Origin of the sequence: Streptomyces colwelliae, assembly GCF_048158785.1 — a bacterium.
Taxonomy (GTDB): domain Bacteria; phylum Actinomycetota; class Actinomycetes; order Streptomycetales; family Streptomycetaceae; genus Streptomyces.
In genome coordinates, this window is the sequence record NZ_JBLTJC010000008.1 from 1 (window position 1) to 15247 (window position 15247).

A 15247-nucleotide genomic window follows, 5' to 3' on the forward strand; every position below is an offset into this window, starting at 1 on the left:
GTGCCACGGTCCGCCGCCCCTGAACAGGTCTGATCGCAACATCCACGCGATACACGCCCGTGTTATCGTCGCCCTACCCATCGCCAGGAATCCTGTTGATCCATCCACGGCGATCGGACCGAGATCCCCCGTCGCGCTCACTCCTCGAATGGAGCGGCATGTCTGTTCTGGCCCGGCCGGCGGTGGCCGCCTTCGCCGCCAAGTCCCTGCAACGTCTCTCCGTGATGGCCGACCGGCGCCCGAGCGGGCGTGGTTCCGCCGCCGCCTCACATCAGCGGCTGCCTGAATTTCCGCGCCGGACACGGGAGTTGACGATCCCGACGAGCATCGCCCCGGCGCGGGCCACGGTGTATCTGCCGGCCGGTGACGGGCCGCCTCCCCCGGTGCACGTCAACTTCCACGGCGGCGGCTATGTCGTACCGCTGACCGAACTGGACGACCCGCTGTGCCGTTTCCTCGCGGCGGAAGCCGGTGTCGTAGTAATCAACGTCGACTACGTCGTCGCGCCGCAGCACCCGTTCCCCGCGCCGCCCCGGCAGGCCTTCGAGGTGGTCCGGTGGATCGCGGAGCACGGCGGTGAGCAGGGCTGGGACGGCGACCGGCTCACCGTGGGCGGGCAGAGTGCCGGAGGCGGCCTCGCGGCGGCGGTGGCCCGGCAGGCTCTGGAGGAGGGCGGCCCCTCGATCGCGCTCCAGGTGCTGCACTATCCGCCGCTGGACCTGGCGACCAGCGCCAAGGACAAGCACTCGGCCATCGCCAAGCCCGTGTTGCGGCCCTGGATGGCGGAGGTCTTCGACACGTCGTACGTCCCGGATCCGAAGGTGCGTGCCGACCGGCTGGTGTCGCCCGCGCATCCGTCGGACACCGCGGACCTGAAGGGCATCGCCCCGGCCCTGGTCATCACGGCCGAGTACGACCTGCTCAAGGCGGAGGGCATCGCCTACGCCGACCGGCTGCGGACGACGGGCGCTCTGGTCGAGCACGTCGACGTCGCCGGAGCCGACCACGGCTACGACGGCAAGGACGACGAACAGGCCCTGAACTCCTACGCCCTGATCGCCCGTCAGGTACGGGAAGCCGTCGGCACCGCCTGAACTCCCCTCCCCGACAACACACTTCGCCGACCATCCCCCTCGGACGGTCGGCGAAGTGCCGCTGGGTCACGCCGACGGCACCGGCTCCGGCAGCGCGAGGCCGAACTTCCCTGCCGCCTCGGTCAGTTCACGCCACACCTTGGGCGCGACGGGGATGCCCTTCGCACCACGGCTCTCGGCGACCGTCGCACTGCGCTCGCCGGGGTAGAAGACGCCCTCGGCGCCGTCCGCCGGCGGCAACTGCTTGAGGGTGGCCAGCGTTCCGTCGACCGCCTCGGTGAAGGCGGCCGGGTCGCCGAAGGCCGCCGGGTCGAGGGCGATGAGGAGGGCGTTCTGGCGGTGCTTGCGGCCCTGGGGGTCGTCCGAGTGGAACGCGGCGAAGATCGGCGCACCGACCAGCACGCTGGTGAGCAGCTCGAACGCGAGGGACATCCCGGAGCCCTTCGCGCCGCCCAACGGCAGTGGCATGACGGCCAGTTCGGGGTCGGTGGTCGGGGTGCCGTCCGCGGTGGCCGCCGCGCCCTCGGGCAGCGGAGTGCCGCCGGCCTTCGCCTGGCGGATCTTGCCGAGCGCGATGGTGGCGGTGGCCATGTCGAGCAGCAGCGGGGCGTGGGACTCCGCCGGTACGGCGATGGCGAGCGGACTGGTCGCCACGGCGGCGCCCTTGACGCCGGTGTAGCCCATGTTGGGCATCCCGGCGACGTAGCCGATGCCGACGAGACCCTGCTCGGCGATCTTCGATACGTAGTAGCCGATGGCACCGGTGTGGACGGTGCGGCGGACCCCGACGGCGGCAACTCCGCTGATTCGGGCCCGGGTCACCGCTTCCTCGGCGGCGGCGCTGAGAGCCACCGGGCCGGGGGCGCGGTCGGCGTCCAGAACTGCGGCGGCCGGGGCAGTCGACTCGATCTTGATGTCGGCGTCGGCGTTGGCCACGCCCTTGGCCAGCAGCTCCAGGTAGGCGGGGACGCGGGCGATGCCGTGCGAGTCGACGCCGCGCAGCGCGGCCCACACGAACACGTCGGCGGTGGTGCGCGCCTGCTCGGCGCTGAGGCCGCCCTTCTCCAGGAGCGCGGCGGAGAAGGTGCGCAGGTCGTCGGCGGCGACAAGGACCTTGCCCGGCTTGGGCGTTGCGGTGTCGGACATGGTGGCGGGTGCCTTCCTGGTTCAGCGGGTGACGAGGACGTCGACGACGGCGGTGGTGCCCTCCGCCACGGCCTTGAGCGCACGCTCCAGCGCGGGGGCGAGGGCCTCGGGCGCGTCGACCGTCTCGGTGTGCATCCCGAACGGCTCGGCGAACGCGGCGAGTCGGGGCAGCCGGTGCAGATCGGTGCCGAGCCACTCACCGGTGTCGGCGGCGGCGCCCTCGGGGTAGAACCTGCGGTGGTTCATGTTCATCGACTTGTAGACGCGGTTGTTGAACACCACGATCAGCAGCGGGAGTTCGTAGGCGTTGGACGCGTCGTACGACGGGATCACCGGGTTGTACGTGAACGCGCCGTCGCCGATGGTGAGCACCACCGGACGTTCCTGGGCGGCGAGTTTGACGCCTAGGGCGACCGCGATGCCCTGCCCGAGGCCGCCCTGGACGTAGAAGTACGAGTCGGGGTCGGCCGTTTGGACGTGGCGCTTGACGACCCGGCTGTGGGTGATGGTCTCGTCGACGACGATGCCGCCCTGGCCGTCCAGCAGCTTGCGCAGAGTCGCGGCGACGAGGACCGGGTCGATGCCTTCGGCCTGCGCCGCCTTCGCCTCGGCCGCCGCGATCGCGGCCTGCTCGTCGGCGTGCCGCCGCTCCTGGGCCGCACGGCGTACGGCGACCGCTTCCGCGTCCAGGTCCTTCGCCCGCTTGGCCAGCTGGCGCAGGGTGTTGGCGACGTTGCCTTCCAAGTACTTGTCGGCGAACAGGACTTGGTAGACGACGTGCGGGCGCTGCGGCACCTCGTCGATGACGACGATCGTAGCCTTGGAGGGGCGGCGCGACGGCGGATAGAAGGGCGCGCGGCAGTTGACGAGGAGGATCAGGTCCGCCTCGTCCATCCATGGTCCGATGTCGCTGCCGGCGTGCAGCGGGTGGGTGCGCGGGAAGTTGCCGCAGACCGCCGAGTCGGGCTCGACGACCGGGATGTTCCACGCCTCGGCGAAGGCGACGAGCGCCTCGAAACCGCCCGCCTCGCGTCCGGCCGTCTCCGTGACGATTACGGGGTTCGTCGCCTCGCGGATCAACTGGGCGACGGGGTCCACCTCTTCGGGCGAGCTGTGCGTGGAGCCCGGCGCGACGATGGGCTTGGCCTCGCGGCCGTCCCACTCCTCCAGGAGGATCTCCAGCGGGACGTTGAGGTACGCCGGTCCCGCCGGGGCCCGCCAGGCCAGTTCCGCCGCCCGCGTCACCATCGTAGGAAGGGTGTGGACGCTGGCGGCCTCGTTGGACCACTTGGTGAAGGGCTGTGCGATCTGGTGCGGGCCGCCGACGATGGACAGGTTGCGGTACCACTGGCCGCCCGGGTCCTGGCCGGGGCCGTCTCCGTACGTGGTCGACTCCGAGGAGCTGACCACCATCGGGACGCCCGCGAGGAGCGCCCCGTGCACGGCCATCGAGCCCTGGAGCAGACCGGGGGCCGCGTGCAGCAGTACGCCCTGCGGCCGGCGCTCGACGAGTCCGTAGCCGGTGGCCATGCCGACGGCGACGGTCTCGTGGGTCAGGTCCAGGTACTGCGGGCAGGGCAGCCCGTCGCGGTGGCGGCGGGCGAGGGACTCCCAGACGGGGGCCCACTCGGAGCCCGACGAGCAGAAGATGTAGTCGGCGCCGACGGCGTTGAAGGCGGTAACGAGAGCGTCGCCGCCGTCGGCGCCAGGGGTGTTGGTGGTGTCGGTCATCTCTCGTGCTTCCTCAGCCCTCGATCGGCCAGTTCAGGACCTCGGAGATTCCGCGGCCCATGATCCATTCAAGCTCCTCGGGCGTGAAGTCCCAGTGCTTGGTGAACTGCTCGATCGTGTCGGTGTACGTGATGCCGTGCCCGAGCAGCCGCGTGATGTCGGTGCCGTAGAAGCAGCGCTGCGGGCCCATCTTGTCGACCATCTCGCGGACGTACTTCTGGATGTTGTTGTTCGGGAACGGCTGCGTGGAGTAGCCCGGGAGCGCCGAGAGCTTCACGTAGATGTTCGGGTGGGCGGCGAGGTCGGCGGTCTCCGAGACCCAGTAGCCGATCGCGTCGTCGACGCAGCGGGCCATGATGCCCATGTGGTCGATGATGATCTTCAGCTCGGGGTGCTTGGCGGCGATCTCGCCCAACTCCCGCTTCCAGATGGGCGCGTGGACCATCGTGGGGACGCGCAGTTCCTCGGCGATCGGCCAGTACCAGTCGTTGGTGCCGTCGATCATCCAGTTGCGGTCCTGCGGCCGGTGGAAGGTGAGGCGCGTGCCCTTCACATGCGGGTTCTGCGCGAAGTCCGCCAGCATCGCCTTGCCCTCTTCGGGCTTGTTCTGCGGGATGCGCGCCATGATCCCGAAGCGGTCCGGGTGCGCCTCGCAGGCCTCCAGGGCGTAGTCGATACGGTCGCCCTCCCAGGACGGCGGCAGGATCAGGGCCCGGTTGACGCCGGCCTCGTCCATCAGCTCCAGGGCCTCTTCGTACGAGAAGGGGTCCTCGCGGTGTCCGTTGAGGCGGATGCGCTCCCGCGCGCCCGGGACCCAGGGGCGGTCCGGGGTCTCTTCCTTCCAGATGTGGATCTGCGTGTCGACAACGAACATGTCCTGAGCTCTTTCTCTCGAAGGTCTTTACGGAAGGAACGCTAGGCGGGCGACAGGGCCTTGCCGAGTCCTGGGAGTGCAAGCAGTAGTTGCGCGAAACACCGCTGTACGCAGGGCATTCTCAGTTTGCGGACGGAGCGTCGAACACCGCGCCGACGATGTGCTCGGCGATCGCCATGGACGCCGTGGCGGCCGGCGAGGGCGCGTTGCGCACGGCGGTGATCCGGCCCACCTGATGGATGCGGAAGTCGTCCACGAGCGTGCCGTCGGGGTCCAGTGCCTGGGCGCGGACACCCGCTCCGCCGCGTACGACGTCGGAGACGCCGACTCCAGGGACGTAGAGCTTCGCGTCCTTCATGAAGGCCGACGCGGACAGGGAGCCGCGGTACTCCTTGATGCCGGTCCGCCAGTGCTGGGCGGCCATCTTCCAGGAGCCGGGGTACGCGGCGAGTCCGGCGAGGTCCTTCAGGGAGAAGCGGCTGAGCTTGTAGCCCTCCCTGGCCAGGGCCAGGACGGCGTTCGGGCCGACCTCGACGCTGCCGTCGACACGCGGGGTGAAGTGCACGCCGAGGAAGGGGTACCGGGGGTCCGGCACCGGATAGATGAGCCCGCGCACCAGGTGCGTGCGGTCCGGCTTGAGGAGCATGTACTCGCCCCGGAACGGGATGATCTTCGGTTCCCTCTTGTCCTGCGCCAACTTCGCCACGGCGTCCGAGTGGAGGCCCGCGCAGAGGATCAACCGGTCGACGCGGACGCGCACTTGGCCCGAGGCGACCTCGATGCCGCCGGGCACATTGGTGATGGACGTGACCGGGAAGCCGAGCTTCACCTCGCCGCCGGAGGCCTCGATGTCCTTGGCGAACTCCCGGGCGATCGCCGGGTAGTCGGTGATCGCGGTGCGCGGGGAATGCAGGGCCGCGATGCCGCCCGCATGCGGCTCCAGCTCCTTGATCTCCGCCTGGGAGATCTTGCGGAGTTCGGGCACGTGGTTGTTCCTGGCCCGCTCGTAGAGGCTCTCCATCCGGCCCAACTCGTCCTGGCGCACGGCCACTACGAGCTTGCCGATCTCGTCGTACGGCAGCCCGCGGTCCTGGCAGTACTCGCGCAGGATCGATACGCCGCGTACGCACAGGTCGGCTTTGAGGCTGCCCGGCGCGTAGTAGATGCCGGCGTGTACGACACCGGAGTTGTGGCCGGTCTGGTGGGCGGCGACCTCGTGCTCCTTCTCCAGGACCACGACCCGGGTGCCTGGGCGGCGCAGGGCGATCTCGCGGGCGGTGGCCAGGCCCACGATGCCGGCGCCGACGATGCCGATCGTCTCGTCAGCCATCGGCATCCTCCTCTCTGTCGTACCGAATCTCTGTCGTACCGACTTGCTCAGACGCCGAAGTGGATGGCAACGGTCTTGACGCGGGTGGAGAAGCGCAGGACCTCGTCGCCCTGCTCCTTGTAGCCGGTGCCGGAGTCGTGGAACCCGCCGAAGGGCAGGTGGACGTCCCAGCCCGGGGTGGTGGCGTTGACCGCGATCTGCCCGCACTCGGCCTCGTCCGCGAAGCGGTACGCGGAGGCGAGGTCGCGGGTGAACACGGCGGCGGCGAGGCCGAATTCGGAGTCGTTGACCGCGTCTACGGCCTGCGCGAAGTCGTCCACGGCGCGCACGGCGAGGACCGGTCCAAAGACCTCCTCGCGCCAGATCGCCGTCTCGGCGGTGACGTCGGCGAGCACGGTCGGCTGGACGAAGCAGCCGTGCGCGTGGTCGCCGTCGGTGTCCGCGTTGCCGCCGGTGAGGACGGTGGCGCCCTGTTCCACGGCCCCCGCGAGGTGGGCGAGGACGCTGTCGCGCTGCTTGGGGCTGGACAGCGGGCACAGAGTGGTCGCCGGGTCGCTGCCCGGGCCGACCTTCAGCGCCTCGACCTCGGCGACCAGGAGCCGGGTGAACTCCTCGTACGCCGGCCGCTCGACGATCACCCGGCTGGTGGCGGTGCAGCGCTGGCCGGCCTGGCCGAAGGACGCGGCTACGACGGTCTTCGCGGCGAACGGCAGGTCCGCGTCCTTGAGGACGACCGAGGCGTTCTTGCCGCCGAGTTCGCCCTGGAAGCGGACGTTGCGGTCGGCGAGACGGCGGCGAATGCGGTTGCCGACCTCGTTGGAGCCGGTGAAGGTGATGCCGACGATTCGCGGGTCGTCGAGGAGCGCCTCCTCGATCTCGGCGGTGCGGCCGGTGACGACATTCAGGACACCGGCCGGCAGGCCCGCGTCGTGCAGGGCGCGGGCGAAGTGCAGGCCCGACAACGGTGTCTCGGTGGCCGGCTTGAACACGGCCGCGTTACCGGTGGCGAGCAGCGGGGCGAGCTTGCGGGCCGGAGTGATCAGCGGGTCGTTCCAGGGGCTGATCACGAGGATCACGCCGATCGGCTCGCGCTGGGTGTGCACGCGGGTGTCGGGGCGGGCGTCGTGCAGGAGGGTGCCGTAGCCCTGGCGGGCCAGGCCCGCGTAGTAGTCGAGGAAGTCGGCGGCCTTGAGGGTCTCGCCGCGGGCCTCGGCGCCGGTCTTGCCGTTCTCGGCGGTGACGTCGGCGGCGATCTCCCCGACCCGTTCGCGGATCAGCCTGGCCGCCTCGGTGAAGACGCGGGCCCGCTCGAAGGGACTGGTGCGCTTCCATACGGCGAAGCCGCGCTCGGCGTGGTCGTAGGCGCGGGTGACGTCCTTGGCGGCGAGGGCGGGGATGCGCGCGAGGGGGGTGCGGACGTCGGCGGGGTTGTGCACCTCGATCCACTCGCCGGTCGCCACCCACTCTCCACCGGAGAGGGTTTCCAGGCTTCGCATGAAGATCACTTCCTTCGTCCGCCGCGGTGCGGGTCCGCGGTCTGCACAGTCAGCGGCCACAGTGGGCCGGATGCGACAACACACCATGTGGGGGCGGTGCCACCAGTCCCGCGGCGGCAGGCATTGCTTGCGCCGCGCGCAGGTCGGCGGAGGGTTGATCCGTGCTGGAATCGGCGGGCCGGACGGCTTCCGACGACATGCCGCCGGAAGCCCAGGAACCACCGAGGAGAGACACGACATGGCCTACGCAGTCATCGCCCGCTACTTCTGCGAGCCCGCCGACGAGGCCACGGTGCGTGCCGCCTTGCTGAAGGTGCGCGAGCACACCCGTGCCGAGCCGGCGAACCTGGCGTACGAGGTGCACGCCGAGGCGGATGTGCCCGGCAGTTTCGTGCTGTACGAGCAGTACGCCGACCGGGCCGGTTTCGACGCGCACAAGGCGGCCGGCCACTTCGACGAGCTGATCGTGCAGACGGTCTGGCCGCTGCTGACCGACCGCAGGGTGACGTTCGCCGAGGTGCTCTGAGGGAGCCCTGCCGGGAAGCGTGAGCACGCGCTTCCCGGCCCGTGCGTCAGAACTCGTTGCCCCAGACGTACCGTGCCACCGTCTCCACCAGTTCGATCTTCCGGCGCTGCTGCTCGGCGCTCAGCAGCGGCCGGCTCGCCACGTCGGCGAAGCCCCGCGACGGCGCTACGGCTCCGTCCTCCAGGTCCTTGAACTCCCCCACGGCGTCGAGCCTGGCCATCACCGTGTCGATGTCCTCCAGCGCGGGCACGGTCGCGTCGACGACCCCCAGGCAGAAGTCCCGGTCCTCCGGCAGCGCCTTGACCAGGGCGAGTTCGGCCGGGGTGCCCTGGTCGAACGGCAGGATCCAGCGGTCGGCGGCGATCGCGCCGTAGAGCTGCTCGGCGCGGGCCCAGTCGATCGCGGCCGGGACGACCGGGCCGGGGGCGACACCGATCCGTACGCCCTCGGGGCGCTCGTCCAGGCGTACCGCCAGGGCGTCGACGGCGAGCGCGTCCTCGAAGGAGAGGGCGCCCGGGGCGGCCGGGTCGGTGGCCAACTGGCCCAGCAGGAGAGGGTTGTTGAGCTGGATCAGGCGTACGCCCTTGGAGACCAGCAGCTCGATCTCGGCGAGGACGATCTCCGCGAGGGCCTCCCCCAACTCCCTTGCGGAGGACGGGCCGTGGCCGGGCTGGAAGGTGGTGGCGGCGAGGTAGGCGGGCGAGGGCAGCGAGGCCTTCGGGGCGATCACCGTCAACTCGGTGAGCCGCGCGACCCAGTCCGCGAGCAGCGGGCCGTTGGCCTTGGGCAGGGACTCCGCGACCCAGCGCACCAGGCCGTCGGCGTCCGTCTCGTCCGTACGCCGGAAACCTGACACTCCGTCAAGGACCGCGCTGCGGAAGTCTTCTCGGGGGAAGTCGCCGTCGGTGACGACCGTGGAGCGCAGCTTGCGCTGGAGGACGACCGCGTCCTTGACCGCCTGGAGTTCCGCCTCCTTCAGCGCCTCGGGGTCGCCTGCCGCGCGGGCCGCGGTCAGTTCGGCGGGGCGGACCAGGCTGCCGTGGTGGTCGATGCGGTAGTTGAACGTGTCCGCCATGGGTCAGGCGTCCTTTCCGGACGAGGACGAGGAGTCCGGAGCCGAGGTCGGGGCAGGCTTGCCCGCGACACCCCAGGCGGCGAACTCCAGTTCGTAGCCGAGGGAGGCGAGCACCTCCTCGGCGATCTGCTGGTCCTCGTCGGCGGTGCCGCCGGCGATGCCGAGGCCGCCGATGATCTCGCCGTCCTTCTTGATGGTGAGGCTGCCTTCGGTGGCCATGATCGGCATGGCGGCGCCGGGGAGTTGGGAGAGCTGGGAGAAGAAGACGGGCTGGCTCTCCTGCCACTTCTTCAGCATCTTGCCGGGACGCTGCATGATGGCCGCGGTGTACGCCTTGGCGCGGGCGATGTCCGGGGTGAGCGGGCGGGCGCCGTCCGGGCGGCGGATGGCGATGGGGAAACCGCCCGCGTCCACGACGGCGACGCTCACCGCCTTCCCGATCGACTGGGCGCGCTTGTGGGCGGCGTCGATGATCTCCTCGGCGGCGTCCAGGGTGAGGCTGCTCATGCTGCTTCCTTCGGTGCGGTGAGGGTGCGGCGCAGGTGGGCGACGGCGGCGTTGTACTTCGCGGGCGTCTCCCAGTACATGGAGTGCGGTGCGTCCGGGACGATCTCCAGGTGCGAGCCGGGCAGCAGTTCGTGGGCGCGGGTCACGGTCTTCACGCTGAGCACCGCGTCCTTCTCGCCGGCGAGGAAGGCGACCTTGACTCCGGAGTTCTGGATGTCGTCCAGGGACGGGCCGTCGGTGTCGAGGTTGCGCAGGTCCTGCATCTTGGCGACGTTGAACGTGCCCATCTGCTGGAAGAGGAAGGTGAGATCGGCCCGTTCCTGCTGGAACCGCTTGGTCAACAGGCGGTCGATGACCGGCAGTTTGACGGCCTCGGCACGGTCGGCGGCGGCGAGTTCCTTCAGCTCGGGATGGCTGATTCCGCCGAGCGAGTGGCCGAGCACGACGGAGCCGACCCGCTCGGGCCGCAGCAGTCCGGCGCGGAGCGCGGCGACGGAACCGATGGACTGGCCGACCAGCATGGCGTCGGTCAGGTCCTCCTGGTCGAGGACGGCGACGACGTCACCGGGGAAGTCCTGGCCGTCGAACTCGGGCATGGACGAGTCGGACTTGCCGAAGCCGCGCAGGTCCACGGTGACGACCGTGAACTCCCCGCGCAGCGCGGCCACTTGCTGCCACCAGGCGGCGTGGTGGCCGCCGCTGCCGTGCACGAACAGGATCGCCGGACCGCTGCCGTGGCGCTCGTAGTAGATGGAGGTGCCGTCGGAGTCGGCGATGGGCATGGGGGTGAACTCCTGTACGCGCGGGGTCAGTTGGGGCGGCGGCCGTGGAAGACGAGCTCGATCATGGTGTGGTCGGGGTCGTGGATGTAGCAGAACTTCGACTGGTTCTCGGGCCGTTCGATCGGCCGGGTGTGCCGGATGCCCAGCTCCTTGAGGTGGGCGAGGAACTCGTCCCAGTCGTCGACCTCGACGGCGAAGTGATAGGGCGCCATGCGCTCCATCTCCTCGACCGGGGTGAAGTGCAGGTCGAAGTTGCCCCGGGTCATCAGCACCACACGGGTGTTGGACTTGGGCATGATGCGCTTCATCCCGAAGACCTTCGTGTACCACTCGGCGGTCCGGTCGGGGTCGGTGGTGGGGAAGTTGACGTGGTGGATGTAGCGGGGTGCGCTGCTCATGACGGATTCCCTTCGCTGTGTACGGGGTTGGACAGGACGCCGATACCGCTGATCTCGATGTCCACGGTGTCCCCTGGTTCGAGTTGGCAGGTGGACTCGGCGCCCATCCACAGCACGTCCCCCGGGTGCATGGTGATGTGCTTGGTGAGCTCGACGATGTGGTCGAACGGGTCGAAGACCATGTCGCCGGTGGCGAACGAGGCGCGGACCTCCCCGTTCACGCGGAGTGTCGTGGTCTGCGCGAGGGCATCGACGTCGGTCTCTATCCAGGGCCCCATCGGCTTGAATGTGTCGCTGTTCTTGCTGCGCCAGAACGAGCGGTCCTGGTGCTGCCAGGTGCGGGCGCTGACGTCGTTGCCGATCGTCCAGCCGAAGACCGACTTGCGGGCCTCGTCGTAGGAGGCGTGCTTCAGGGTGCGGCCTATGACCGCGACGAGTTCCGGCTCGGCCTCGAAGCGGCCCTCGACCTCGGCCGGCTTGACGATGGGTGAACGGTGGCCGGTGAGCGCGTTGTTGGCCCGGTAGCCGACCTCGGGGCGGCTGGGGGTCTCGGCGCGGGCGTGCGCGATGTGCCGCGGGTAGTTCATGCCGACGGCGTAGAAGACGGGCGGTACGACGACGGGCAGCCAGTGGGCGTCGGCGACCGGCACCGTGCCGAGGACCGAGGGGTCTCCGTCGAGGGGGGACTCGGACAGCAGCTCGATGTCCTCCTCCCCCACGCGGCCCCATACGGCCCGGCCGCCCACCGCAACTCGGGTGTACCTCATGGCGGTTCAGCCCGCCAGCAGGTGGGAGACGCGCTTGGTGATCAGGTACGCGTCGAGGGCCTCGGGGCCGCCCTCCCTGCCGTAGCCGCTCTCCTTGACGCCGCCGGACGGGGCTTCCGCGACGGAGCCGCCGCAGTGGTTGATGGAGAGGATGCCGGCCTCCAGCGTGTCCGAGAGCTTCTCGGCGGTGGCGGCGGACTCGGTGAAGCCGTAGGCGGCGAGGCCGTAGGGCAGGGCGTTGGCGAGGGCGAGGGTCTCGTCCAGGTCGGTGAACGGGACGATCGGCGCGAGCGGGCCGAAGGGTTCCTCGTGCATCAGTTTCGCGTCCGCCGGTACGTCGGTGAGGACGGTCGGGGCGTAGAAGTAGCCGTCGCGCTCGATGCGTTGGCCGCCGGTGAGCACCTTGGCGCCGCGTTCCACGGCGTCGGCGACCAGGGTCTCGATCGCGTGCAGTCGGCGTTCGTTGGCGAGTGGGCCCATGGTGGTGTCGGCGTCGAGACCGTCTCCCACGGTGACCTCCTGGGCGGCCTTCACGAACTCGGCGGTGAACTCCTCGACGATGCTCTCGTGGACGAAGAAGCGGCTCGGGGAGGTGCACACCTGGCCGGCGTTGAAGAACTTCGCCTGCGCCGCCTTGCGGGCCGACTTCACCGGGTCGGCGTCGGCGCACACGATGACCGGGGCGTGGCCGCCGAGTTCCATCAGGGTGGGCTTCATGACCTCGCCGGCCTGGGCGGCGAGGAGCTTGCCGACCGGGACCGAGCCGGTGAAGGCGACCAGGCGGATCTGCGGCGAGGGGATCAAGTGGGCCGATACCTCGGCCGGTTCGCCGAAGACGAGGTTGAGGACACCGGCCGGGAGTCCGGCGTCGGCGTAGCAGGCCACGAGCGCGGCGGCGGTGCCCGGTGTCTCCTCGGACGCCTTGATGACGATCGAGCAGCCGGCGGACAGGGCGGAGGAGAGCTTGCGGTTCGGGCCGCCGACGGGGAAGTTCCACGGCACGAACGCGGCGACGGGGCCGACCGGCTCACGGCGGACGGTGAGGACGGTGCCGGGCGCGGACGGGATGATCCGGCCGTAGGCGCGGCGGGCGTCCTCGATGTGCCAGCGCAGGGTGTCGGCGGTGCGCAGGGCCTCGGTGGTGCCCTCCCGGAGGGGCTTGCCCTGTTCCTGGGCCATGATCCGGCCGATGTCGGGGGCGCGTTCGGTGATCAGGTCGGCGGCGGTGTGCAGGATCGCGGAGCGCTTGGCGACGGGGGTCGCGCGCCAGGTGCGGAAGCCCTCGGTGGCCGCGTCGAGGGCGCGGTCGAGGTCGGCGGTGGTGGCGAGCGGTACTTCCCCGATCACCTTCTCGGTGGCCGGGTTCACGATCGGGGCGGTCCGTCCGGTGCCGCCCTGGCACCACTCGCCCGCGATGTACATGCGGACGGCGGGGTAGCCGTGGTCGGAGGTCATGTGTGGCTGCCCTCTCAGGCTGGGGTGGAGAGTCAGTTGGCGGGGGCGTCCTGCTGGTCGCGGTTGGAGCGCAGCGCCCAGATGTGGTGGGGCGGGGTGGTCTCGTGGACGCGGGTCTCGTAGGTGTCGTCGACGCGGTCCATGTCCGCCGCGTACTCGACGCGGCCGCCGCACGGGGCGTGCAGGAAGCGGAAGACGTTCGAGCCGACGGTGTGGCGGCCGAGCTTGCGGGCCTCCCGCCAGCCGCGCTCGATCATGTGGTTGCCGCCTTCGATGACGTCGTCGAAGCCGGGGACCTCGTAGGCGATGTGGTTGACGCCGGCGCGGTCGGGGCGGTGGCACAGCAGCATGGTGTGCTGGTCGTCGTCGCCCGGTGCCTGCATGAACACGCCCATGGGTTCGACGATGTCGGTGGGCCGGAAGCCGAGCCGATCGGTGTAGAACGCGACGGCTTCCTCGCGCCCCTCCTTGAGGATGTTCAGCGCGACATGGCACATGCGCAGCGGGAAGGCCCGGGTGAGCGGCTCCAGTCCGGTGTTCCAGCGGTCGACGTTGCCGAGCGCGTTGGCCGGGCGCGGGGTGACGTCCGCGTGCTTCGGGCGGGCCAGGGTGAGTCCGACGCCGAAGCCGCTCTCGTCCACGGTGTGGTGGACGCCGTCGGCGCTCTCGTGGACCTCGCGGTCCCGTCCCGCGGCGGCGACCAGCCGGGCCAGTTCCTCCGGGGTGTCGACGCCCCAGACCACCTCGCGGATGGTCGGCCCGGCCTCCACCGGCGGCGGCAGCAGGGGGCCGGGCACGGTGTCCAGGTGGAGGGTCTGCCCGGTGAGCGTCTCGAAGACCGCGTGCTCCTCGGTCCGCTCCAGCAGGAACAGTCCGAAGTCGCCGAAGAAACGGACACATTCGTCTACGTCGTCGATCCCGTAGGTGACGGATTCGATTCTCTGGATTCCCATGGATGCCTCGTTTCGCGGGTCGCCCGGCGAGCCTAGATTTCGGGGCGTGAAGGCCTCAATGGTCCGGGCTCGTCTGAATTCGCAATCGTTTCTTGCGGCTACGACTCGATGGCCGGAATGGGGTTCTGTGAGAACCATTCGGCGAGGAAGTCCAGGAACACGCTGACCTTGCGCGGGGTGGCCTGGCCGGGGCCATAGATCGCGAACAGGGGGCGGTCGGGGACCGCGAGCTCGGGGAGCAGGACCTGGAGGGCGCCGGACATCAGGTCGTCGTAGGCCGGGCGCTGGGGCAGCAGGGCGATGCCCCGGCCGTGGACGGCGGCCTTCTGGAGGGCGATGTACGAGTTGGACGAGAAGGCGATGTTGCGGATCTTGTGCAGGGTGGAGGCGTGGCCGTGGCCGATGCGCCAGACCGGGTCGTTCACGTGGACGAGGCAGTCGTGGTGGGCCAGGCCGTTGGGCTCGGTGAGCGGGCCGCCGCGCTCCAGGTACTTCTCGGAGGCGCACAGCACGAAGGGCAGCGAGGCGATCTTCTTCAGGCGGACGCTGGAGTCCCGCAGGTCGCGGGTGTGGAAGGCGACGTCGAAGCCGCTGTCCAGGAAGTCGTACGTACGGTCCGACATGCCGCCGAGCTCGAAGCGGACGTGGATCTTGGGGTGGGCGGCGGAGAAGGCGGCGATCGCGTCTCCGAGGTCCAGGCTTCCTATCCACTTGGGGCAGATGATGCTCAGGGTGCCCTCGGCGCGGTCGTGGAGGTGCGAGATGACGGCGTCCTCGGCCTCGATCTCGTCGAGGATGCGGGCCGCGAACTCGGCGTACTTCAGCCCCGGCTCGGTGAGGCTGACCGAGCGGGCGGTGCGGTTGACCAGGCGGACGCCCACCTGCCGCTCCAGCTCGGCGACGTGCCGCGACACCAGTGATCCCGACGAGCCCAGCTTCTTCGCCGCGCCGCTGAAGCTCCCGGCCTGCGCGACGGTGACGAAACTGTGCATGAGGAGCAGTCGATCCATGATTCCTCCGGAGGCCCACGTGTGCCAGGGGTGGGCCCCGGCGGCGGTGCCGGTCGTACTGATGGGTCCGACCCCGCCGGGATGGCCTTGTAGCGGCTCCACT

Annotated in this window: 15 protein-coding genes; 2 read left to right on the forward strand and 13 right to left on the reverse strand. The window is 70.2% G+C overall.

Annotated elements, in window-relative coordinates; all coding sequences use genetic code 11:
- The first annotated feature begins 158 nt into the window (after window positions 1-158).
- Window positions 159-1094 carry an alpha/beta hydrolase fold domain-containing protein gene (locus tag ACNFOC_RS03060; protein ID WP_416956297.1) on the forward strand — a complete coding sequence of 312 codons (936 nt, stop codon included), beginning with the start codon at window positions 159-161 and terminating at the stop codon, window positions 1092-1094.
- A gap of 66 nt (window positions 1095-1160) precedes the next feature.
- Here ACNFOC_RS03060 and ACNFOC_RS03065 read toward each other — a convergent pair whose 3' ends face one another.
- The 5 genes from ACNFOC_RS03065 to ACNFOC_RS03085 all read right to left on the reverse strand — a co-directional run bounded on the left by ACNFOC_RS03065 (window position 1161) and on the right by ACNFOC_RS03085 (window position 7671).
- Entirely contained in the window at window positions 1161-2240 is a 1080-nt protein-coding gene (locus tag ACNFOC_RS03065; RefSeq protein ID WP_416956299.1) for an Ldh family oxidoreductase, read from the reverse strand.
- A gap of 21 nt (window positions 2241-2261) precedes the next feature.
- Window positions 2262-3971 carry a thiamine pyrophosphate-dependent enzyme gene (locus tag ACNFOC_RS03070; RefSeq protein ID WP_416956301.1) on the reverse strand — a complete coding sequence of 570 codons (1710 nt, stop codon included), beginning with the start codon at window positions 3969-3971 and terminating at the stop codon, window positions 2262-2264.
- 13 nt (window positions 3972-3984) lie between these two features.
- Window positions 3985-4845 carry an amidohydrolase family protein gene (locus tag ACNFOC_RS03075; RefSeq protein WP_033282910.1) on the reverse strand — a complete coding sequence of 287 codons (861 nt, stop codon included), beginning with the start codon at window positions 4843-4845 and terminating at the stop codon, window positions 3985-3987.
- Between the two features lie 121 nt (window positions 4846-4966).
- The gene (lhgD, locus tag ACNFOC_RS03080) at window positions 4967-6175 is read right to left on the reverse strand and encodes an L-2-hydroxyglutarate dehydrogenase (protein ID WP_416956303.1); all 1209 of its coding nucleotides are present in this window, start codon (window positions 6173-6175) and stop codon (window positions 4967-4969) included.
- Window positions 6176-6222: 47 nt separating this feature from the next.
- Complete coding sequence (locus ACNFOC_RS03085; RefSeq protein ID WP_416956304.1) at window positions 6223-7671, reverse strand: aldehyde dehydrogenase family protein; 1449 nt, start codon at window positions 7669-7671, stop codon at window positions 6223-6225.
- Between the two features lie 238 nt (window positions 7672-7909).
- Here ACNFOC_RS03085 and ACNFOC_RS03090 point away from each other — a divergent pair, with 238 nt between their 5' ends.
- Complete coding sequence (locus ACNFOC_RS03090) at window positions 7910-8197, forward strand: putative quinol monooxygenase (RefSeq protein WP_416956305.1); 288 nt, start codon at window positions 7910-7912, stop codon at window positions 8195-8197.
- A 46-nt stretch (window positions 8198-8243) separates the two neighbouring features.
- Here the strand turns inward: ACNFOC_RS03090 and ACNFOC_RS03095 are convergent, their stop codons facing one another.
- The 8 genes from ACNFOC_RS03095 to ACNFOC_RS03130 all read right to left on the reverse strand — a co-directional run bounded on the left by ACNFOC_RS03095 (window position 8244) and on the right by ACNFOC_RS03130 (window position 15144).
- Window positions 8244-9272, reverse strand: a complete 1029-nt coding sequence (locus ACNFOC_RS03095; RefSeq protein WP_416956307.1) for a methionine synthase II (cobalamin-independent)-like protein — start codon at window positions 9270-9272, stop codon at window positions 8244-8246.
- 3 nt (window positions 9273-9275) lie between these two features.
- A complete protein-coding gene (locus ACNFOC_RS03100; RefSeq protein ID WP_416956309.1) occupies window positions 9276-9779 on the reverse strand; it encodes a GlcG/HbpS family heme-binding protein in 504 nt (167 codons plus the stop codon).
- Window positions 9776-10561, reverse strand: coding sequence for an alpha/beta fold hydrolase (locus tag ACNFOC_RS03105; protein WP_416956311.1), 786 nt, complete (start codon window positions 10559-10561; stop codon window positions 9776-9778). The genes ACNFOC_RS03100 and ACNFOC_RS03105 overlap by 4 nt, the downstream gene beginning before the upstream one ends.
- Window positions 10562-10587: 26 nt before the next feature.
- Entirely contained in the window at window positions 10588-10959 is a 372-nt protein-coding gene (locus ACNFOC_RS03110) for a VOC family protein (RefSeq protein WP_416956312.1), read from the reverse strand.
- Window positions 10956-11726, reverse strand: coding sequence for a fumarylacetoacetate hydrolase family protein (locus tag ACNFOC_RS03115; RefSeq protein ID WP_416956314.1), 771 nt, complete (start codon window positions 11724-11726; stop codon window positions 10956-10958). Before ACNFOC_RS03115 ends, ACNFOC_RS03110 begins: the two co-directional genes overlap by 4 nt.
- Before the next feature lie 6 nt (window positions 11727-11732).
- Entirely contained in the window at window positions 11733-13181 is a 1449-nt protein-coding gene (locus ACNFOC_RS03120; protein WP_416956315.1) for an NAD-dependent succinate-semialdehyde dehydrogenase, read from the reverse strand.
- 32 nt (window positions 13182-13213) lie between these two features.
- Window positions 13214-14134 carry a VOC family protein gene (locus ACNFOC_RS03125; RefSeq protein ID WP_416956316.1) on the reverse strand — a complete coding sequence of 307 codons (921 nt, stop codon included), beginning with the start codon at window positions 14132-14134 and terminating at the stop codon, window positions 13214-13216.
- Window positions 14135-14232: 98 nt separating this feature from the next.
- Entirely contained in the window at window positions 14233-15144 is a 912-nt protein-coding gene (locus ACNFOC_RS03130) for a LysR family transcriptional regulator (RefSeq protein WP_416956318.1), read from the reverse strand.
- Window positions 15145-15247: the final 103 nt, after the last annotated feature.